Source organism: Streptomyces sp. NPDC050085, assembly GCF_044460595.1.
Classification (GTDB): domain Bacteria; phylum Actinomycetota; class Actinomycetes; order Streptomycetales; family Streptomycetaceae; genus Streptomyces.
The window spans coordinates 440,422-459,523 of the sequence record NZ_JBITJZ010000003.1 but is presented as its reverse complement, the minus strand read 5'-3'; the positions used below and the strand labels follow the sequence as shown (position 1 = coordinate 459,523).

The 19,102-nt window shown below is 72.2% G+C and carries 13 protein-coding genes; 5 read left to right on the top strand and 8 right to left on the bottom strand.

Going from position 1 to position 19,102, the window contains the following annotated elements; all coding sequences use genetic code 11:
* Window positions 1-549: 549 nt before the first annotated feature.
* Complete coding sequence (locus ACIBUY_RS14495) at window positions 550-2,412, top strand: NHL domain-containing thioredoxin family protein (RefSeq protein WP_399152729.1); 1,863 nt, start codon at window positions 550-552, stop codon at window positions 2,410-2,412.
* A gap of 34 nt (window positions 2,413-2,446) precedes the next feature.
* Here ACIBUY_RS14495 and ACIBUY_RS14490 read toward each other — a convergent pair whose 3' ends face one another.
* The 8 genes from ACIBUY_RS14490 to ACIBUY_RS14455 all read right to left on the bottom strand — a co-directional run bounded on the left by ACIBUY_RS14490 (window position 2,447) and on the right by ACIBUY_RS14455 (window position 14,393).
* Window positions 2,447-3,178 (bottom strand): DUF4232 domain-containing protein, encoded by a 732-nt coding sequence (locus tag ACIBUY_RS14490; RefSeq protein WP_399152728.1) that lies wholly within the window; start codon window positions 3,176-3,178, stop codon window positions 2,447-2,449.
* Window positions 3,179-3,273: 95 nt separating this feature from the next.
* Entirely contained in the window at window positions 3,274-6,009 is a 2,736-nt protein-coding gene (locus ACIBUY_RS14485) for an AfsR/SARP family transcriptional regulator (RefSeq protein WP_399152727.1), read from the bottom strand.
* 66 nt (window positions 6,010-6,075) lie between these two features.
* On the bottom strand, window positions 6,076-6,699 hold the full coding sequence (locus ACIBUY_RS14480; RefSeq protein WP_365560045.1) for a hypothetical protein: 624 nt from the start codon (window positions 6,697-6,699) through the stop codon (window positions 6,076-6,078).
* A gap of 113 nt (window positions 6,700-6,812) precedes the next feature.
* Window positions 6,813-9,539: a BTAD domain-containing putative transcriptional regulator gene (locus ACIBUY_RS14475; RefSeq protein ID WP_365560042.1), complete on the bottom strand. Its 2,727-nt coding sequence runs from the start codon at window positions 9,537-9,539 to the stop codon at window positions 6,813-6,815.
* 104 nt (window positions 9,540-9,643) lie between these two features.
* Window positions 9,644-9,862, bottom strand: coding sequence for a DUF6458 family protein (locus tag ACIBUY_RS14470; RefSeq protein ID WP_365560039.1), 219 nt, complete (start codon window positions 9,860-9,862; stop codon window positions 9,644-9,646).
* A 90-nt stretch (window positions 9,863-9,952) separates the two neighbouring features.
* Window positions 9,953-11,251 carry a M18 family aminopeptidase gene (locus ACIBUY_RS14465; protein WP_365560037.1) on the bottom strand — a complete coding sequence of 433 codons (1,299 nt, stop codon included), beginning with the start codon at window positions 11,249-11,251 and terminating at the stop codon, window positions 9,953-9,955.
* 273 nt (window positions 11,252-11,524) lie between these two features.
* A complete protein-coding gene (locus tag ACIBUY_RS14460; protein ID WP_365580795.1) occupies window positions 11,525-13,363 on the bottom strand; it encodes an acyl-CoA dehydrogenase in 1,839 nt (612 codons plus the stop codon).
* 169 nt (window positions 13,364-13,532) lie between these two features.
* Window positions 13,533-14,393 (bottom strand): alpha/beta fold hydrolase, encoded by an 861-nt coding sequence (locus ACIBUY_RS14455; RefSeq protein ID WP_399152726.1) that lies wholly within the window; start codon window positions 14,391-14,393, stop codon window positions 13,533-13,535.
* 164 nt (window positions 14,394-14,557) lie between these two features.
* Here ACIBUY_RS14455 and ACIBUY_RS14450 point away from each other — a divergent pair, with 164 nt between their 5' ends.
* The 4 genes from ACIBUY_RS14450 to ACIBUY_RS14435 all read left to right on the top strand — a co-directional run bounded on the left by ACIBUY_RS14450 (window position 14,558) and on the right by ACIBUY_RS14435 (window position 19,098).
* Window positions 14,558-15,046 (top strand): SseB family protein, encoded by a 489-nt coding sequence (locus ACIBUY_RS14450; RefSeq protein WP_365580800.1) that lies wholly within the window; start codon window positions 14,558-14,560, stop codon window positions 15,044-15,046.
* 172 nt (window positions 15,047-15,218) lie between these two features.
* Entirely contained in the window at window positions 15,219-17,264 is a 2,046-nt protein-coding gene (locus ACIBUY_RS14445; RefSeq protein WP_399152725.1) for a hypothetical protein, read from the top strand.
* A 135-nt stretch (window positions 17,265-17,399) separates the two neighbouring features.
* Entirely contained in the window at window positions 17,400-18,368 is a 969-nt protein-coding gene (locus ACIBUY_RS14440; protein WP_365580804.1) for a pirin family protein, read from the top strand.
* Between the two features lie 148 nt (window positions 18,369-18,516).
* Window positions 18,517-19,098, top strand: a complete 582-nt coding sequence (locus tag ACIBUY_RS14435; RefSeq protein ID WP_365565216.1) for a hypothetical protein — start codon at window positions 18,517-18,519, stop codon at window positions 19,096-19,098.
* The last annotated feature ends 4 nt before the right edge of the window (window positions 19,099-19,102 follow it).

Sequence of the window (19,102 nt, the reverse complement as noted above, 5' to 3'; positions counted from 1 at the left end):
AATGTACGAGGTTCCTCCGTCCCGGCTACCGGCGAGAGGCTCGCCAGACCACACGCGAGGGGACAGCGACGATGGCGAGCACCACCGAGACCTCTGACGCAAGAAACTGGGAGTACACGACTTACGCCCCTTCTGGCGAGACGTGCCCAGCGTGCATGCAGCCGATCAAGGCGCTTGAGCGGGTGCGGCGCGGCACGCTAGAGCGCCCGCCAGGCTCGACCGTGGTGATCTATCGCCACGCCGGCAGGTGCCCGGGGGCAATCCAGTGAGTGCGCAGACTGTCACTGAACCCCCGTTGATGACGATTCGGGTGTCACGTGACGGTGGCCGCACGTTCGGCCCTGAGCTGACCGTACGTCGCTCGAAAGGTCTGCCACCACTGGCCTCCTCTGCATGGCCCCCATGCCAGTGCTCCCGGTGCCATCCTGCCCGTCGCTGACAAGGCCCAGCCAGTCGGATGAGGGCAAGCGAGGCAGCCGGACAGGGCCCATGCGGCTGCGCCACACGTGAGTGATCGTGCGTTCATCCCGGGATGGCACCCTGGACTGTATGAACGCTGCCTCTCCTGCCCCGCGACGTGCCCGTGTCCGTGCCCCCGAGCTGATCGGCAAAGGAGGCTGGCTGAACACGGGCGGCAAGAATCTGACGCTCGCGGACCTACGAGGTAAGTGTGCTGTTGTAGATTTCTGGACGTTCTGCTGCATCAACTGCCTGCACGTCCTCGACGAGCTGCGTGAGCTCGAGGAGAAGCACCGGGACACCCTCGTGATCATCGGTGTGCACTCGCCGAAGTTCGTGCACGAGGCCGAGCACGCGGCGGTCGTCGACGCCGTCGAGCGGTACGGGGTGGAGCACCCGGTGCTCGACGACCCGGAGCTCGCCACCTGGAAGCAGTACGCGGTACGGGCCTGGCCGACGCTCGTGGTGATCGACCCCGAGGGGTACGTCGTCGCGCAGCACGCCGGTGAGGGGCATGCGCACGCCATCGCCGCGCTGGTCGAGGAGCTGGAGGCCGAGCACGGGGCGAAGGGGACGCTGCGGCGCGGGGACGGGCCGTACGTGGCGCCCGAGCCGGTGGCGAGCGACCTGCGGTTCCCGGGCAAGGCGATCCTGCTGCCGTCCGGGAACTTCCTGGTCAGCGACACCACCCGGCACCAGCTCGTGGAGCTGGCCGCCGACGGGGAGAGCGTCGTACGGCGCATCGGCAGCGGGGAGCGCGGCTTCGGGCCCGATTCCTTCAACGAGCCGCAGGGGCTCGCGCTGCTCGACGAGAACACCGTGGTCGTCGCCGACACCGTGAACCACGCGCTGCGGGCGCTCGACCTGCGCACGGGCGCCGTCTCGACCCTCGCCGGGACCGGGAAGCAGTGGTGGCAGGGGACGCCGACCAGCGGTCCCGCCCTCGAGGTGGATCTGTCGTCGCCGTGGGACGTGGCCGTGTTCGGGGAGAAGGTGTGGATCGCCATGGCCGGTGTGCACCAGCTGTGGACGTACGACCCGGCGACCCGGACCGTCGAGGTCGCGGCCGGGACCACGAACGAGGGGCTCGTCGACGGGCCGGGCGCCGAGGCCTGGTTCGCGCAGCCGTCCGGGCTCGCCGCCACCGAGGAGCGGCTGTGGGTCGCCGACTCGGAGACCAGCGCGCTGCGGTACGTGGACCTGGACGGGGCCGTGCACACCGCCGTCGGCACCGGCCTCTTCGACTTCGGGCACCGGGACGGGGATGCCGAACAGGCCCTGTTCCAGCACCCGTTGGGCGTCACCGCGCTGCCGGACGGCTCGGTCGCGGTCTCGGACACGTACAACCACGCGCTGCGCCGCTTCGACCCGGCGACCGGTCAAGTGACCACGCTGGCCACGGACTTGAGGGAGCCGAGCGATGCCGTGCTCGTCGCGGGTTCCGGCTCCGGCTCTGGTTCCGGTTCGGGTTCCGGTTCCGGTTCCGGAGACATTGTCGTCGTCGAGTCCGCGCGGCACCGGCTGACCCGGCTGCGGCTGCCCGAGGAGGCCCTGCGCGTCGAGTCCGTCGCCCACCGCACGCAGCGCGCCGCCACCGAAGTGGCGGGCGGCAAGCTGCAGTTGGACGTCATCTTCCAGGCGCCCGCCGGGCAGAAGCTCGACACCCGGTACGGGCCCTCGACGCGGCTGCTCGTCTCGTCGACGCCGCCCGAGCTGCTCGTGGCCGGGGACGGCGCGGGCACGGACCTCGCCCGCGAGCTGGTCCTGAACCCGGACGTGCCGGAGGGCGTGCTGCACGTCTCCGCCATGGCCGCGTCCTGCGACGACGACCAGGGCAACGAGTATCCGGCGTGCCACGTCCACCAGCAGGACTGGGGCGTCCCGGTCCGCGTCGCCGAGGGCGGGGCTGACCGGCTGCCGCTGGTGCTCGCGGGCATGGACGAACAGGGCTGACAGGGCTGACAGAGCTGACAGCGCTGACAGGGACTCAGAAGTCGTACGGCTTCTTCGTGTTCCAGGACAGCACCTCGATGCCGTCGGCGCGCTTGCCCGCGTACTCCACCTCGCCGGGCGTCTTCAGCGTGACGCTGGCGGCCGAGTCGTCGGAGTTGTTCATGTACAGCGACAGCCGGATCGACGTGAAGTAGTCGTCCTCGGCCTTGGTCTCCTGGAAGACGGGGAGCGCCGAGTAGACCGTGCCGCCGGGCTTGACGAGGATCGGCTGCGCGGGCTGCTCGTCCTTCTTGGACAGCGGCACGTCGCCGTTGGCCTCGCCCGGGGTGACGACGGGGAACTTCTGCACGGTGCAGGCGCTGCCGGACTTGTTCACCGCGGTGATCAGCAGGTGGTCGCCCTGCTGCTCGGGGAACCTGCGCGTGAGCGTGTACGACAGCGAGCCCACCTTGCACTCGGGGGCCGACGCGTTCGTGGTGCCGCCGCTCTGCTTGCCCGCCGACGTGCCGGTGCCCTTGCCCGAGCCCTTGCTCGTACCGGTGCCGGTGCTGGTACCCGTGCTGTTCTTGCCGGCGCCGGCCTGGGTGGCGCCGTTGCCCGTGTCCGACGTACCGGTCTGGGCGGTGGCCGTCGGCGACGACGTGGCGCCGGCGCCCTCGTCCTTGGTGCCGCTCCCGTCGCTGCCGCCGCAGGCGGTCAGGGTCAGGCCGAGCACGACGGTGGCGGCGGCGAGGACGGTCGTACGGGTCTTGGTCGTGCGGGTCATGGTGGTGCTCCCCCGGTTCTGTGCGGCCACCTGGTCCGGCGGGCCGCTGTGATCACTACAGTGCCCGGTCCCGTCGCCGTCCTGTCGCTCCCGCGCTAGCGCTCCGTCGCCGTTCTGCTGTCGGCCGCCGTGAGCTGGGCCTTTGCCTCCCGTACGCCCTGTTCGAAGCCGCGCCTCAGCGCGTCGTCGTGGGCCTCGCGCAGACAGGCACGGGCCTCGTCGGTGTCACCGAGCGCGAGCAGTGCGGCGCCGCGCGAGACGCGGAGCAGGATCTGCCGCAGCGGTGCGAGCCCTTCGGCGGAGGCGCCCGGCAGGGCGAGACCCCGGTCCGTGCACGCGAGCACGGCGTCGTGGTCGGCCAGGGCGAGGAGCTGCCGGGCCCGGTGCTCCAGGGCGAGCAGCTCGGTCAGGACGTCGTCGGCATCTCGGGCCAGGGCGGCGGCGCGCGCCACATGGGCGAGCGACGCGGTGCTCGGCGCTCCGTCGCGGTCCAGGGCGATGGCGAGGTTGACCAGGGCGGTCGCCTCGCTGGACGGATCGCCCGCGCGGGCGGCGAGCGCCGGGGCGAGCTCCAGGTGCTCGAGGGCCTGGGCGAGCCGGCCCTCCTCGGTGAGCACCCAGCCGAACAGGGCCCGCAGCCGCGCCTCCGCGTCGGGGTCGCCGAGCCGCACGGCCGCGCCGAGTCCCTGTTCGAGGAGGGGGACCCAGTCGTCGCGCACGTATCCGACGATGGACGGCCACTGCAGGACGACGAGCCGCCAGGCCCGGTCGTCGAGGCCCGCGGCGAGGGCGGCGCCCGCGGCGGCGGAGAGGTTCTCGCGCTGGGCCGCGTACCAGCGCAGGGCGCCCGCCCGGTCGGGCAGCGGCGGTCCGCCCAGGTCGGGGCGGGCGTCCGGGGGCAGGACGCAGCAGGGCCGGTCGTCGGGTTCGGCGACGGCGGCGGCGCGCAGGGCGGTGCGCACGTAGTGGTCGAGGAGCCGGACGAGCGCCTCGTCCCCGGTGTCCGTGGCGCCCCCGTCCCCGCCCCCGTCTCCGTCCCCGTCGTCGGCGGCGTCGTCGTCGGCAGCGAGGCCACGCGCGTAGAGGCGTACGAGATCGTGCATCGCGTACCGGCCGGGCGACGGCTCGGTCAGCAGGTGGGCGGCGGTGAGCCGGTCCAGGGCCGTGGCCGCGTCGGCGGGGGAGGTCGCGGTGAGGGCGGCGGCCGCGTACCGGTCGAGGTCGGGTCCCGGGAGGCGGCCGAGGCGGTGGAAGAGGAGGCGGGCGTCGGCGGGCAGGGTGCGCAGGGTGAGGCGCAGTGCGGCACTGACCCCGGTGTCGTCGAGGTCGAGGAGCGCCAACCGCCGGTGTTCGTCGGCCAGTTCGTCGGCGAGGGAGGTGAGCGGCCACGGGGAGCGGGCGCCCGCGCGGGCGGCGACGACGCGCAGCGCCAGCGGCAGGCCCGCGCACAGTGCGGTGAGCCGGGCGGCGGCCTCGGGCTCCGCGCTGAGGCGGTCCTCGCCGCCGGTGGCGGCGGCGAGCAGGGCGGTGGAGGCGGCGCTGTCGAGCACGCCGACGTCGACGGTGCGGGCGAGTTCGCTGACTGCCAGGCCGTCCAGGCGCAGGCGCGAGGTGACCAGGGCGGCGCTGCCGGGTCCGGCGGGGAGCAGGGGGCGGACCTGGGCGGCGGTGCGGGCGTTGTCGAGGACGACGAGGTACCGGTGCTGCTCGCTGCGACGCCGGTACGCGGCCGCCAACGCGCTCTGGGTGTCGGGCAGTTCACGCGCCGGGACGCCGAGCGCGATGAGGAACTCGCGCAGTACGTCGGCGGTCTCCTGGCCGCTCTCCTCGCTGAATCCGCGCAGGTCGGCGAAGAGGACGCCGTCGTAGCGGTCGCGTGCGGCGTGGGCCCAGCGCAGGGCGGCCGCGGTCTTGCCGACCCCGGCGGGTCCTGTGATGACGACGACGGCCTGCTCGCGGCGCGCGGCCGCGCCGATCGCGGCCAGTTCGCGCTCGCGCCCGACGAACCCGCGCGGCGGCCGCGGCAGCAGATCGGGCCCGTCCGCCGCCGCGACGGGCCGGTCCACCGGGGCGTCCCCGGGCTCGGCGGTCTCGTCCCCGGCGAGGATCTCCGCGTACGCCTCGCGCAGCGCGGGCCCGGGGTCGACGCCGAGTTCGTCGGCGAGCAGGGTGCGGGTGCGGTGGTACTGGTCGATGGCGTCGGACTGGCGGCCCGCCCGGTACAGGGCCCGCATCAGCGCGGCGGCGAGCGTCTCCCGCATGGGATGCGCGACGGCCTCCGCGTGCAGCAGCGCTGCGGCGCGCGCGTGGTCGCCGAACTCCCCGTAGGTACGCGCCAGTTGCTCGACCGCCGAGATCCGCGCCTCCTCCAGGCCGTCGGCCGCGACCCGCAGCGCCCCGCCTGTGGCGACGCCGACGAGCGCGGGCCCGCGCCACAGCGCCAGGGCCTCGCGCAGCAGGGCGGCCGCGTCGTCGGGGGTGCGCTGGTCGCGGGCGAGCCGGACGAGCTCCTCGAAGCGGTGCGCGTCGAGGAGCGACTCGGGCATCTCCAGGACGTACGCGTCGCCGCGCGTCACGAGTTGTACGCCCCACTCGTCGGCGCCGCCCTGTGCGAGCAGCGCCCGCAGCCGGGACACGTGGCCCTGTGCGACGGTCCTGGCCCGCGCGGGCGGACCCTCCGGCCACAGCGCGTCGATCAGCTGGTCCAGGGGGACGGCCGTGTTGGGCCGCAGCAGCAGCGCGGCGAGCAGGCTGCGCCGCTTGGCCGGACCGAGGGGCAGCTCCCCGCTCTCGGTGGCCACGGCGACCGCGCCGAGCAGCCGGAACTCCACGACCGTACTCTCCCTGAATACCCCGAAAAACTGATGGGATCAGGGTACGTGGCGGGCGGCGCGCCCTTACGGGTGGTAGATCTCCTTGACCGTGGTGGCGATGCCGTCCGCGTCCTTGGTGACCTGCACCTTGACGGAGTTCATCTTGGCGGCCTTCACCAGCTGCTCGTAGGTGCACGGGGTGGTGCCCATGTTGTTCTCGGCGGTGACGGAACCGTCCGAGCTGCCGCAGATCGCTGCGGCACCGAGGATCTGGGTGTTGTTCTCGACGAGGAACTCATAGTTGCCGACCATCAGCTTGTGGTCGGCCAGGTACGAGAGCGTGCCCTCGTAACATCCGTCGGCGCCACCGGTGTTGACGCACTGCTCCTGACCGGTCGCGACGCTGTCGTCGCCCTGCTGGGAAGCGCCGCCGGAGCCGGAGCCGGAGCCGGAGCCGGAGCCGGAGCCCGAGCCGGAGCCCGAGCCCGAGCCCGAGCTGGCAGCGGGAGCGGGGCTGGAGGCGTCGCTGCCGGCGGCGGGCGTGCTGTTGGTGGAGGCGGCGGGGCTGCTCGCGGTGGTGCTCGCGCTGCTGTCGGCGGCGCCGCTGTCCTTGGTGCCGTCCCCGTCGTTGCAGGCGGTCAGCGAGAGGGCGAGCGCCGCGACGGCGGCGACGGCGAAGGCGGTGTTCTTACGCAGGGCGGTACGCATGATCGCAAGTCCCCCGTGGTAGTTAGGTTTGTTGACAGTTACGACCTTGCCGCCTGCCGCTGGCGTTCTGCTAACACCCCACTAACGAAACATCGTTGCAGGTGAAGGGCTGGTCAAGGCAGTGTGAAGGACTGTTGGAGCTGTTCCGCTCTGGCCCGGTATGCGGCTTCTGAGAGCGGCTCGTCGAGCACCGCGGCGACGTCGCCGAGCCGGGTCAGCGTGCGCACCGTACGCGCCGGAAGGTCCTCCTCCTCGTTGGCGGCGACCGCGGCGAGCAGCGCCTCGCGGGCCTCCTGGTGCAGCCCGCTGTAGTGCAGTGCGACGCCGTACGACTCCCAGATCAGCGGACGCCAGCCGGCGATCTCGTTCTCGGGGATGGCGGCGAGGCAGCGGGCCATGTGCCCGGCCGCCGCCGCGAAGTCGTTCTCGGCCAGGGCGACATGGGTGGCGTGGTAGTGCTCCAGGGTGACGGTGATCGGATGGTCGGCCGAGCGGGCGTCGCGCGCCGCGTCCGCCAGCGCGTCGAGCATGCCGGCCGGGTTGCCGTGCCGGTGGCGGGCGATGGCGAGCAGGACGAGGACCTGGCAGGAGACCTCGGGTGCGAAGGTGCGCAGCGGCGCCACCGCCCCGGCCAGGAAGGTCTCGGCCCGCGTGAACTGCCCGGTCTCCACGAACAGCAGGCCGGTGATGGCCCGCAGCCAGCCGATGCCCGGGGTGCTGCCGATCCGCTCGGCGGCGGCGAGCGCCGTGCGCAGCGGCTGCTGCCAGCCGGGGTGCGGGTGCCAGTGGACGAGGGGCCACAGCAGGGTGGCGATCCGCCAGGTGCGGTCCTCGTCGCCGAGCCGGGCGGCGGCCGATACGGCGGCCATCAGCGACTCCTGCTCCTTGAGGAACCAGCCGAACACGGCGTCGCGTTCGGCGAACCGGGGGACGGGCAGCCCTGCCTCGAACCCTTCGGGCAGCGCTACGGTCCGCGCGCCGGTGGGGTCGAAGACGTCCACGGCGGCGTGCTGGGCCCGCAGCCAGTGGTCGACGAGGCGCCTGGTGACCGCGTCGGCCCCTTCGGCGCGGGGCAGTGCGCGCGCGTAGAGCCGTACGAGGTCGTGCAGGCCGTAGCGGCCGGGTCCCGCCTCCTGGACGAGGTGCGCCGCGGCGAGGCGGTCCAGGCCCGCGCGGGCCTCGGCGAGCGGGATCCCGGCGGCGGCCGCGGCGGCGTAGGCGTCGCTCTCCCGTGTGAAGGAGTGGCCGAGCGCGCCGAGCAGCCCGGCGTCGGCGCCGTCGAGGCGCGCCACCGAGGTGCGCAGGGCGGCCTCCACGCCGGTGTCCTCGGCGGACAGCAGGGTCAACCGGCCGTCCTCGTCGGCGAGTTCGGCGGCCAGATCGGCGACCGTCCAGTGCCGGCGGCCCTTGAGACGGGCGGCGGCGATCCGCAGCGCGAGCGGCAGCCCGTCGCACAGCCGGGCCACTTCGCGCACGGCGCCCGGATCGGGGTCGTCGCCGAGGGCCTCGGTGAGCAGGCCCGCCGCCTCGTCCTCGCCGAGCACCTCGACGGGGACGGGTGTCGCGCACTCCTCGGCCATGACGGCGTCGAGGCGGGTGCGGCTGGTGACGACGGTCGTGCAGGCGGAGCCGCCGGGCAGCAGGGGGCGTATCTGCGCGGAGTCCCTGGCGTTGTCGAGGACGACGAGCAGCCGCCTGTCCCGCACCAGTGAGCGGTACAGGGCCGCCGCCGCGTCGGTGGAGGCGGGGACGGCGGGGGCCTGCACACCCAGGCAGATCAGGAACTCCCGCAGTACGTCGGCGGGGTGGGCGGGCTCCGTCCCGCTGTGGCCGCGCAGATCGGCGAAGAGCACCCCGTCCGGATGCCGGGCGGCGTGCGCGTGCGCCCAGTGCACGGCGAGGGAGGTCTTGCCGACCCCGGCCGGGCCGGTGACCAGGGCGATCGGCGCGGTGCCGGGGGCGGTGGCGCGGGTCAGGAGGTCCAGCTCCGGGGCCCGGCCGTGGAAGCCGCGGGGCGGGCGCGGCAGCAGATCGGGACGGGGCGTGTCGTCGACGAGGAGGGGGCCTGGACCGCCGCCGCCGAGGGGAGCGGCGTCCGCGTCCGCGGTGCCCAGGACCTCCGCGTACGCCTCGCGCAGCGCGGGCCCGGGGCCGACGCCGAGTTCGTCGGCGAGGAGGGTGCGCGTGCGGTGGTACTGGTCGATGGCGTCGGACTGGCGCCCCGAGTGGTACAGGGCCCGGACCAGTGCGGCCGTCAGGGGCTCGCGCAGCGGATGCGCGGCGGCCTCGGCGGCGAGCAGCTCGACGGCCTGCCCGTGCGCCCCCGACTCGCCGTACACGGCGGCCAGTTGCTCCACGGTGGCGAGCCGGCTGTCCTCCAGCGCGGCCGCGGCGACGAGCAACGGGCCGGTGGCGACGGTCCCGCCCAGCGCGTCCCCCCGCCACAGCGCGAGCGCCTCGCGCAGCATCAGCGCCGTGTCGCCCGGATCGCGCTGCCGCCGGGCCAGCGCCACCAGGTCCTCGAACCGGCGGGCGTCCAGGAACGTCTCCGGCAGGTGCAGCGCGTACGCCCGCCCCTGTGTGGCGAGTTCGACGTCGTACGCGTCAAGGCCCGCCTGCGCGATCAATGCGCGTAGCCGCGACACGTGGCCCTGGATGACGGTGCGCGCGTGCAGCGGCGGCTCGCCGTCCCACAGCGCCTCGGTGAGGGCGTCGACGGAGACCGCCGTCCCGGCGCGCAGCAGCAGCATCGCCAGCAGGCTGCGTCGCTTGGCGGGCCCGAGCGGCACCGGGCCCGCGCTCCCGTTCAGGGACACGGGCCCGAGGAGTTGGAACTCCATATGTGCACTCTCCAGGGGGCCTGCGTGACGTCCTGCATGACGTGCGTACGAGACTATCCCCGGGAGTTACAGGCCGGTCACGGCGGCCCTACAAGTGGGACGGCTCAGTAGCGGTGCTGCGGATCGTCCTCGATCACGGTGGTGCGGCTCGGCGGGACGCCCCTGCGGCGTCCGATGCTGCGGAACACGAAGACCCCGATCAGCCCGACGATCATCAGGATCCAGCCGACGAGATCGAGGTTGACGCCTTTCATGTGCCAGTCGGTCGCGAACGCGAGGATCGCCCCGACGGCGACCAGAATGATGGAACCCCCCAGGCTCATGAGGTCCGCCTCCCAGACTCGTATGACGTACGGATACGTGAAAGCCCCGGGTACCCGGGGCTCTCGACGTCACACGGGGGAGGACGGAACTCAGCCCTCCAGGAACGCCGTCAGCGCGTTCGCCAGCAGGTACGGGTCGTCCGCGCCGCACATCTCGCGGGCGCTGTGCATCGACAGGATCGCGGCGCCGATGTCGACGGTCTTGATGCCGTGCCGGGCCGCGGTGATCGGGCCGATGGTGGTGCCGCAGGGCATCGCGTTGTTGGACACGAACGACTGGAACGGCACGCCCGCCTTCTCGCAGGCCCGCACGAACACGGAGCGGCCGACGCCGTCCGTCGCGTAGCGGTTGTTGACGTTGACCTTGAGGATCGGGCCGCCGTTGGCGCGCGGGTGGTGCGTGGGGTCGTGCCGCTCCGCGTAGTTGGGGTGCACCGCGTGGCCGGTGTCCGAGGACAGGCAGACCGTGCCCGCGAAGGACCGCGCCTTGTCCTCGGCCGAGCCGCCGCGCGCGAACACGGAGCGTTCGAGCACGTTGCCGAGCAGCGGGCCGTCCGCGCCGGTGTCCGACTGCGACCCGTTCTCCTCGTGGTCGAAGGCGGCGAGCACCGGGATGTACGGCAGGCCCTCCCGCTTGCTGACCTCGGCGAGCGCGGCCGTACAGGCGTGCACGGACAGCAGGTTGTCCATCCGCGGCCCGACGACCAGCTCCTTGTCGCGGCCCAGGTACGACGGCGCTTCGATCGCGTACGGCATCAGGTCCCAGCCGGTGATCGAACCGCGCTCGAGACCGAACTCGTCCTCCAGGAACGCCAGCAGATCGCCCTCGTGGACGTCGTCGCCCAGACCCCAGATCGGCTGCATGTGCCGCTGCTTGTCCAGCTTCAGACCGTCGACGTTCACCGACCGGTCCAGGTGGACGGCGAGCTGCGGGACGCGCAGCAGGGCCCGGTCGACGTCCACGAGCCGCTCGCTGCCGTCGCGCAGCGAGATGCGTCCGGCCAGGCCCAGGTCCCGGTCCAGCCAGGTGTTGAGCAGCGGCCCGCCGTAGATCTCCACGGCGACCTGCCGCCAGCCCTGGGTCCCCATGTCGGGCTGCGGCTTCACGCGCAGGTTCGGGGAGTCGGTGTGGGCGCCCACGATCCGGAACGGGGTGTGCGCCTGCGCGCCCTCCGGGACGTACCAGGCGATGATCGCGCCGCCCCGCGTCACGAACTTGCCGCCCGCCTCGCCGTCCCAGGCATCGGTCTCCGCGACCTGCCGGAACCCCGCCTTCTCCAGCCGCCCGGCGACGCTCGCCACGGCGTGGTACGGCGTGGGGCTCGCCGCCAGGAAGGACATGAGGTCGTCGGTGTGCCCGCGATCGAAGGGGCCGGAGGATGTGCGCATGCGGCCAGGGTAGTGCGGGTTTCCGGGGGCCTGCCTGCGGCGGCCCGGCGCCCACCCGCCGTGGCGCCTGCTCCCGTCCCGCGAGTGCGGCTCTCGTCGTGGCTGGTCGCGCAGTTCCCCGCGCCCCTTCAGGGGCGCGGGGAACTGCGCGAGAAGCCCCACCGCCCGCAGCCGCGCACGGAACAGGAACCCCGCAGACGACTGGGCGCACAAAGGCCCGTCGTCCCCCAGCGGGGGCGACGGGCCTCAGGGCAGGGTCCGGCTCGGCGGAGGCTAGAACGCCGCCTCGTCCAACGTCATGACGTCCAGGCCCGACTCGCTCGTGGTCTGGGCGAGCTTGCGCGCACCCGTGACCCCCGGCAGGACGTTCGCCGCGAAGAACTTCGCCGCGGCGACCTTGCCCTGGTAGAACGCCGTGTCCTTGCCCGCGTCCCCGGCGGCGAGCCGCTCCGCCGCGACGGCCGCACCCTTGAGCAGCAGGTAGCCGACGACCACGTCGCCGGAGGCCATCAGCAGCCGCGTCGTGTTCAGCCCCACCTTGTAGATGGACTGCACGTCCTGCTCGGTCGCGATCAGGTCGTTGATCATGAGGCCGACGATGGTCTCGAGCTCGGTGGTCGCCTTGGCCAGCGACTCACGGGCCCCGGCCAGTTCCTCGCCGCCGGTCTCCACCGCGAGGAACTTCTTGATCTCCTCGGACAGGCCGTTCAGCGCGGCGCCCTGGTTGCGGACGATCTTCCGGAAGAAGAAGTCCTGGCCCTGGATGGCCGTGGTGCCCTCGTACAGCGTGTCGATCTTGGAGTCACGGATGTACTGCTCGATCGGGTACTCCTGCAGGAAGCCGGAGCCGCCGAACGTCTGCAGCGACTGCGCGAGCTGCTCGTAACCCTTCTCCGAGCCGTAGCCCTTGACGATGGGCAGGAGCAGGTCGTTCAGCGCGTGCTCGGCCGAGGCGTCCTCGCCCGCGGCCTCCTTGACCTGGATCGCGTCCTGGACGGAGGCGGTGTGCAGGACGAGGGAGCGCATGCCCTCCGCGTACGCCTTCTGCGTCAGCAGCGAGCGGCGCACGTCGGGGTGGTGCGTGATGGTGACCTTCGGCGCGGTCTTGTCCGTGCTGCGGGCCAGGTCAGAGCCCTGCACGCGCTCCTTGGCGTACTCCAGCGCGTTCAGGTAACCCGTCGACAGCGTGGAGATCGCCTTCGTGCCGACCATCATGCGGGCGAACTCGATGATGCGGAACATCTGGCGGATGCCGTCGTGCTTGTCGCCGATCAGCCAGCCCTTGGCGGGGTGCTGGTCGCCGAACGTCATCTCGCAGGTGTTGGACGCCTTGAGGCCCATCTTGTGCTCGACGTTGGTCGCGTACACGCCGTTGCGCTCGCCCAGCTCGCCGGTCTCCCAGTCGAACTCGAACTTCGGGACCAGGAAGAGGGAGAGGCCCTTCGTGCCCGGGCCGTGGCCCTCGGGGCGGGCGAGGACGTAGTGGAGGATGTTCTCCGACATGTCGTGCTCACCGGACGTGATGAATCGCTTCACGCCCTCGATGTGCCACGAGCCGTCCGCCTGCTCGACGGCCTTGGTGCGGCCGGCGCCCACGTCCGAACCGGCGTCCGGCTCGGTCAGCACCATCGTCGAGCCCCACTGCTTCTCGACGGCGATCTCGGCGACCTTCTTCTGCGCCTCGTTGCCCTCCTCGAAGAGGATGCCGGCGAACGCCGGGCCCGAGGAGTACATCCAGATCGCCGGGTTGGCGCCCAGGATCAGCTCGGCGTGGGCCCAGATCAGGGAGCGCGGCGCGGTGGTGCCGCCGATCTCCTCGGGCAGGCCGAGGCGCCAGTACTCGGCGTCCATGAACGCCTGGTAGCTCTTCTTGAAGGAGGCCGGGACCGGTGCCGTGTTCGTCTCCGGGTCGAAGACCGGCGGGTTGCGGTCGGCGTCCGCGAAGGACTCGGCCAGGTCGTTCTCGGAGAGGCGGGCGACCTCTTCGAGGATGCTCTTGGCGGTGTCGACGTCCATCTCCCCGAACGGGCCGGTGCCGTACAGCTTGTCGCGTCCGAGCACCTCGAAGAGGTTGAACTCGATGTCGCGGAGATTCGACTTGTAGTGCCCCATGGCGACGGCTCCGTAAAGGCTCAGGAAGGATCGACGGCGGTCGACCTCGTACGCATACCAACTAGTAACCAACAGGATGCTACCCGTCGGTAATAACAATCAACCCCTGATGGGCCAACTGTGACGAAGCACCCTCGCATCGGGACCGGTATTGCGCTCGAGGCTCCTCTCACGCCCCCGTCTCGCGCAAGAACCCCGTCAGCAACTTCCCCCACTCCTGCGGCAGTTCGGCGAACGGGAGGTGGCCCGTGGGTATCTCCGCGAGCCGTGCCCCCGGTATCGCGGCCGCCAGCTCCCGGTGCAGCGGCGGCGGCACCAGACGGTCCCCCGTCGTCGTCACGACCAGGGTCGGGGCGGTGATCCGGGGCAGGTCCGCGCGCACGTCCACCCGCGTGACCAGATCGACGTGGTCCGCCGTGCCGGGCGGGATCCCCGCGCCGACGTCCTTCAGGAGCGCCGCCAGCTGCTCGTCGTCCAGGGAGCGCAGGGCATGCTCGCTCAGGGCGTGCGGGACCACGAAGCGGGCCAGCGGGTCCGGGTCGCCGGCCAGAGCGAGGTCGCGCCACAGCTCGGCGCCGAGCCGCAGCTCGTGGTCGGTCCTGGCGAACGCGGCCGTGAGCAGCAGGGCCGTCACGCGCTCGGGGTGCCGGACGGCCGTGCGTATCGCGACGGCTCCGCCCAGCGAATATCCGGACACCGCGAACCGGTCCAGGCCCTCCGCGTCCGCCGCGGCCACCAACTGGTCCACCAGCTCGTCCAGTTGGAGCGGGGTCCGGCTCCTCGGGGTCGCGCCCGTGCCCGGATAGTCCACGCCGACCACGGTGTGCCCGGCCGCCAGGGTCTCCATCACCGGGCCGTAGTTGGCCTCCACCGATCCGCCCGCGCCGTGCGCCACCAGCAGGCCGGGGCCCGACCCGCGCACGGTGCGCGCATAGGCACCGATCCCCGCACCGATCCCCGCACCGATTCCCGCACCGATTCCCGCACTGATCCCCGTGCCGATCTCCGCACCAATGTCCGTACTGGTCATGCCCGTTCCTCCCCCTCGGCGGCGCGCGGGAGTCCCGCGCCGCCCATTTCTGTATCGGCAACTACAGAAATAACGTAGCAGCTCCCGTCCCTCTTTTTCTACCGTCCGCTACAGAAATCCATCCCGGCCCCATGGCCCCGCCCGCGCTCGGTACGCTTGCCCCCATGTACGGATACGACCCGCACGCCGGAGGTGCTGCCGCCGGGCAGCAGTACGCGCCGCCGCAGCAGGGAATGCAGCCCGGCATGCAGGGCGGGTACGGGCAGCAGGCGCCGCCGCTGTACCCGGAGCCGTCGCCCCCGTCGCTCGCCGACGCGGTCCGTGCGTTCACCACCGGATCGATGTCCGCCGAGGACTTCCAGCAGATCTTCGCGTCGTCGAAGGTCTACTGCCCGCGCGGCGACAACCCGGGCTTCCTCGCGCTGCACAACACCCAGCAGCCGGTGATCCCGATGTTCACCACGCTCAAGGAGCTGCGCCGGTACGCGGGCAAGGAGTCCAAGTACTTCGTCATCACCGGCGCCGAGGTGATCGACCTGCTGCCCACCGGGTACGGCTTCGTCCTCGACATGGAGGGCGAGCACCGGATGGTCTTCGACGCGAAGGCGGTCGAGCAGATGGTCGACTTCGCGATGCGCCGCATGTACGGCTGACGCCAGGGCCGTAGACGTACCGGCATCTGACATCCGACATCCGGCATTCCGCATCCGGCATCTGACATTCCGCATCGGGCATCCGAACAGCTCACTCAGCGTGCACGGAATAGCTCTGCGTGACTAGATCGCAACTATGCGTAGTCAATTCCTTGTGCGTCTTCTACGGAGCGTGACCATCACTGCGGTGGCCGCCGGTGGCCTCGCCCTGCCGATGGCGACCGAGGCCCGGGCCGACACCCTGATCGACGAGACGTTCAGCAAGGCGGACGTCGACACGGCCGAGTGGTACAGCCGTTCCGCCGGGTCCAAGGACCCCAGCGGCTGGGCCTGTCTCACCGCCGCCCGCGGCACCGAGGGGCCGCTCAAGGCGTGCGGCGGCCGGACGTCCAAGGACGCGGCCGGCAAGGGTGCGCTGCGGCTGACCGGCAACACCGTGCGGCAGAGCGGCTTCGCCCTGATCAATCGCGCGGTGCCCTCGCGCGCGGGCATCTCGGCGACCTTCGACCAGTACCAGTACGCGACCACGACCTCCCGAAAGGGCGGCGCCGACGGCATCAGCTTCTTCCTCCTCGACGGGAAGGCCGCGCCGAAGGACGCCGGGCACTACGGCGGTGCACTCGGCTACTCCGGGATCGCGGGCGGCTACATCGGCGTCGGCCTCGACCAGTACGGCAACTTCGCCGACCCCGTGCAGGGCCACGGCCGCGGCGGCCCCGGCCGCACGCCGAACTCCATCACCGTGCGCGGCGCCCTCGCCGCGCAGAACGCGTACATCGGCAACTACAAGATGCGCCGCTCGCTGGCCGTGGACTCCGGGACGGCCCGGTCCAAGGCCCGGCGCACGGTCAAGGTCGAGCTGTCTCCCTCCCTCGAACTCGCGGTCTCCATCGACTTCCACGACGGACAGGGCATGAAGCGGGTCCTCGGCCCGCTGAACCTGGCGCATGTGAAGGGGCAGCCCGCCGTCCCGCCGACGCTGAAGATCGGGTTCGCCGCGTCCACGGGTGCGGCCACGAACTTCCACGAGATCCAGAACGTCAAGGTCACCACCCTCGATCCCGACCTGTACGTCACCGAACAGGTGGAGGGCACGTTCCGGACGGGCGGCACGGGGCGCCTCGTCCTGGACGTCGGCAACCGGCCGCTCGCCGCGCCCAGCAAGGGCATCGTCACCCTGACCAAGACGCTGCCGCCCGGCCTCACGCCGAAGATCGTGTCGGCGCCCGGCTGGGACTGCGCGATCAGCGGAGAGAAGGCCGTCTGCACCCGGCCCGACGTGATCCAGCCCGGCACCAAGGCGCCGCCGGTCGTCCTCGACGTGAAGGCCGGGCCGAACGCGGTCGGCTCCGCGCCCAGCGACGCGGTGGTCGGCGCCGCCCCCGAGGACGACCAGCACCCGGCCGACAACCACGTACAGACCACCATCGACGTCATCAACGAGGTGGCCCTGCGCGTGGCCGAGGCCGCCGACCCCGAGCCGTACGTGCCCGGGCGGAACGTGTCGTTCGCCACCGCCGTCACCAACGACGGGCCCGGCACCGCGACCGGCGCCCGCGTCACGGCCCAACTGCCGCCGAACCTCAGCGGGTTCACCTGGACCTGCAAGGCGCTCGACGGGGCCACGTGCGCGGCGGCCGAGGGCACCGGGGACGTGGACCAGCGGGTCACGCTGCCGCCGGGCGGCAAGGTCGTCTACATCCAGGTCGGCAAGGTGCCCTCGGGTGCGAGCGGCGACCTGACCGGGCACGCCACGGCGGCGCCGCCCGCCAACTCCGAGGACGCGGGCTGCGACCCGACCTGCACGGACCAGGCGTCGGTGTCGCCGCGCCCGCACACCGCCCTGTCGGTCCAGGAGACGCACAAGCCGGAGAAGTACCAGGCCGGCGACCCGCTGACGCTGACCGTGACGGTGCGCAACGCCGGGCCGTCGGACGCGCTCGGCGTCCGCGTCCAGGACACGCTGCCGCCCTATCTGAGCAACTTCAGCTGGGTCTGCGCCGCGCAGTCGCCCAGCTCCTGCGGGCAGGGCCGGGGCGTCGGCGACCTCGACACCACCGCCGACATCGCGGCCGACGGCGAGGTCACGTACACCTTCTCCGGCGTCGTGGCACCGCGCGTCGCGAGCAACGAGGCCCTGGTCGCACCGGCGGACAACGCGGTGGAGCTGACCTGCCGCGGCGGCTGTTCCGCCTCGACCCAGGTCAACGTCGGGTAGCCCGGGACACGGAGAAGCGACGGTCACCGCTGCGGCGCCCGGAGGGAATTCCCTCCGGGCGTCCGGCGTTCCAGGTGGCAGAAAGTTCTACGTTCAACTAAAGTCGAGGTACGAGGACGCCAAGGAGGTCCCCCAATGCCCGCTGTGACCGTCGAGAACCCGCTGACCCTGCCCCGTGTGGCCGCGCCGGCGGACGCCACCTCGCGCCCCGTGCTCGCCGTGACGACCGCGCCCAGCGGCTTCGAGGGGGAGGGATTCCCGGTGCGCCGCGCCTTCGCCGGGATCAACTACAAGTACCTCGACCCGTTCATCATGATGGACCAGATGGGCGAGGTGGAGTACGCGCCGGGAGAGCCCAAGGGCACCCCTTGGCACCCGCACCGCGGCTTCGAGACCGTCACGTACATCATCGACGGCACCTTCATCCACCAGGACAGCCACGGTGGCGGCGGCACCATCACCAACGGCGACACGCAGTGGATGACGGCGGGCTCGGGCCTGCTGCACATCGAGGCGCCGCCGGAGCAGCTCGTCATGTCCGGCGGGCTCTTCCACGGCCTGCAGCTGTGGGTGAACCTGCCCGCCAAGGACAAGATGCAGGACCCGCGCTACCAGGACATCCGCGGTGGCCAGGTCAAGCTGCTGACCACGGCCGACGGCGGCGCGCTGCTTCGCGTCATCGCCGGTGAGTTCGACGGTCACGAGGGCCCCGGCATCACGCACACGCCGATCACGATGGTGCACGCCACCGTCCGCCCCGGCGCCGAGGCGACCCTGCCCTGGCGCGAGGACTACAACGGTCTCGTGTACGTGCTCGCGGGCAAGGGCACCGTGGGCGCCGACCGGCGTCCGGTCCACATGGGCCAGACCGCCGTCTTCGGCGCGGGCTCGTCCCTGACCGTGCGGGCCGACGAGTCGCAGGACTCGCACACCCCGGACCTCGAAGTGGTCATCCTGGGCGGACAGCCGATCCGTGAGCCGATGGCGCACTACGGCCCGTTCGTGATGAACACCAAGGCCGAACTCCAGCAGGCCTTCGACGACTTCCAGGCGGGCCGCCTGGGTGTCGTCCCCTCCGCGGAGCGGCTGCCGCACACCGGCTGACAACCGGCCGGACGACAGGTCCGCGGGGGCCCGGACGGGTTCTTGAACGGTTCTTCAAAGGTTCTTCACAGCTCCGCTCGTACGGTCGTCGCGGCCCGGACCCAAGTGGTCCGGGCCGCGACGGCTGTTACGTGAGGAGCGCTTGGGGATGAGTACGCGTCGGTGGTCCGGGGGGCCGCTCCTGATCGGGGCGGTGGCTGTGGCGGTGATGACGGTGGCCGGGTGCGGAGGCGGCGGTGACGGCAAGGGCGGCGAGATCGCCTCCGCCGGGCGCGGCACCGCGAGCGCCGGCGCCTCGAAGCAGGCGTCCAGCGAGCTGGCCGAGTACGTCGAGGCCAGGCGCACCTGGGTGAAGTGCCTTCGGGGCGCCGGGTTCGACGCCCCCGACCCGGACGCCAAGGGCCGGGTCGACCTGGGCGACACCGCCAAGTGGAAGAAGGACCCGGTCGCGCTGGACGCGCAGGAGAAGTGCGCGGACCTGGTGCCGCCGGTGCCGGACAGCGTGGAGAAGGCGCAGCAGCCCGAGCTGTCCGAGGCGGAGATCGCCAAGAACCAGAAGTACGCGCAGTGCATGCAGGACAACGGCGCCCCCGACTTCCCCGACACCGACGCGAGCGGCCACTTCCGGGACGTCACCTGGGACTCCGCGTCCGCGGGCGGCAAACGGGCCGCGCGGATCTGCGCCCCGGTCATCGGGATCCCGTCCGACGCCCCCTCGCCGAAGGGCTGAGCGC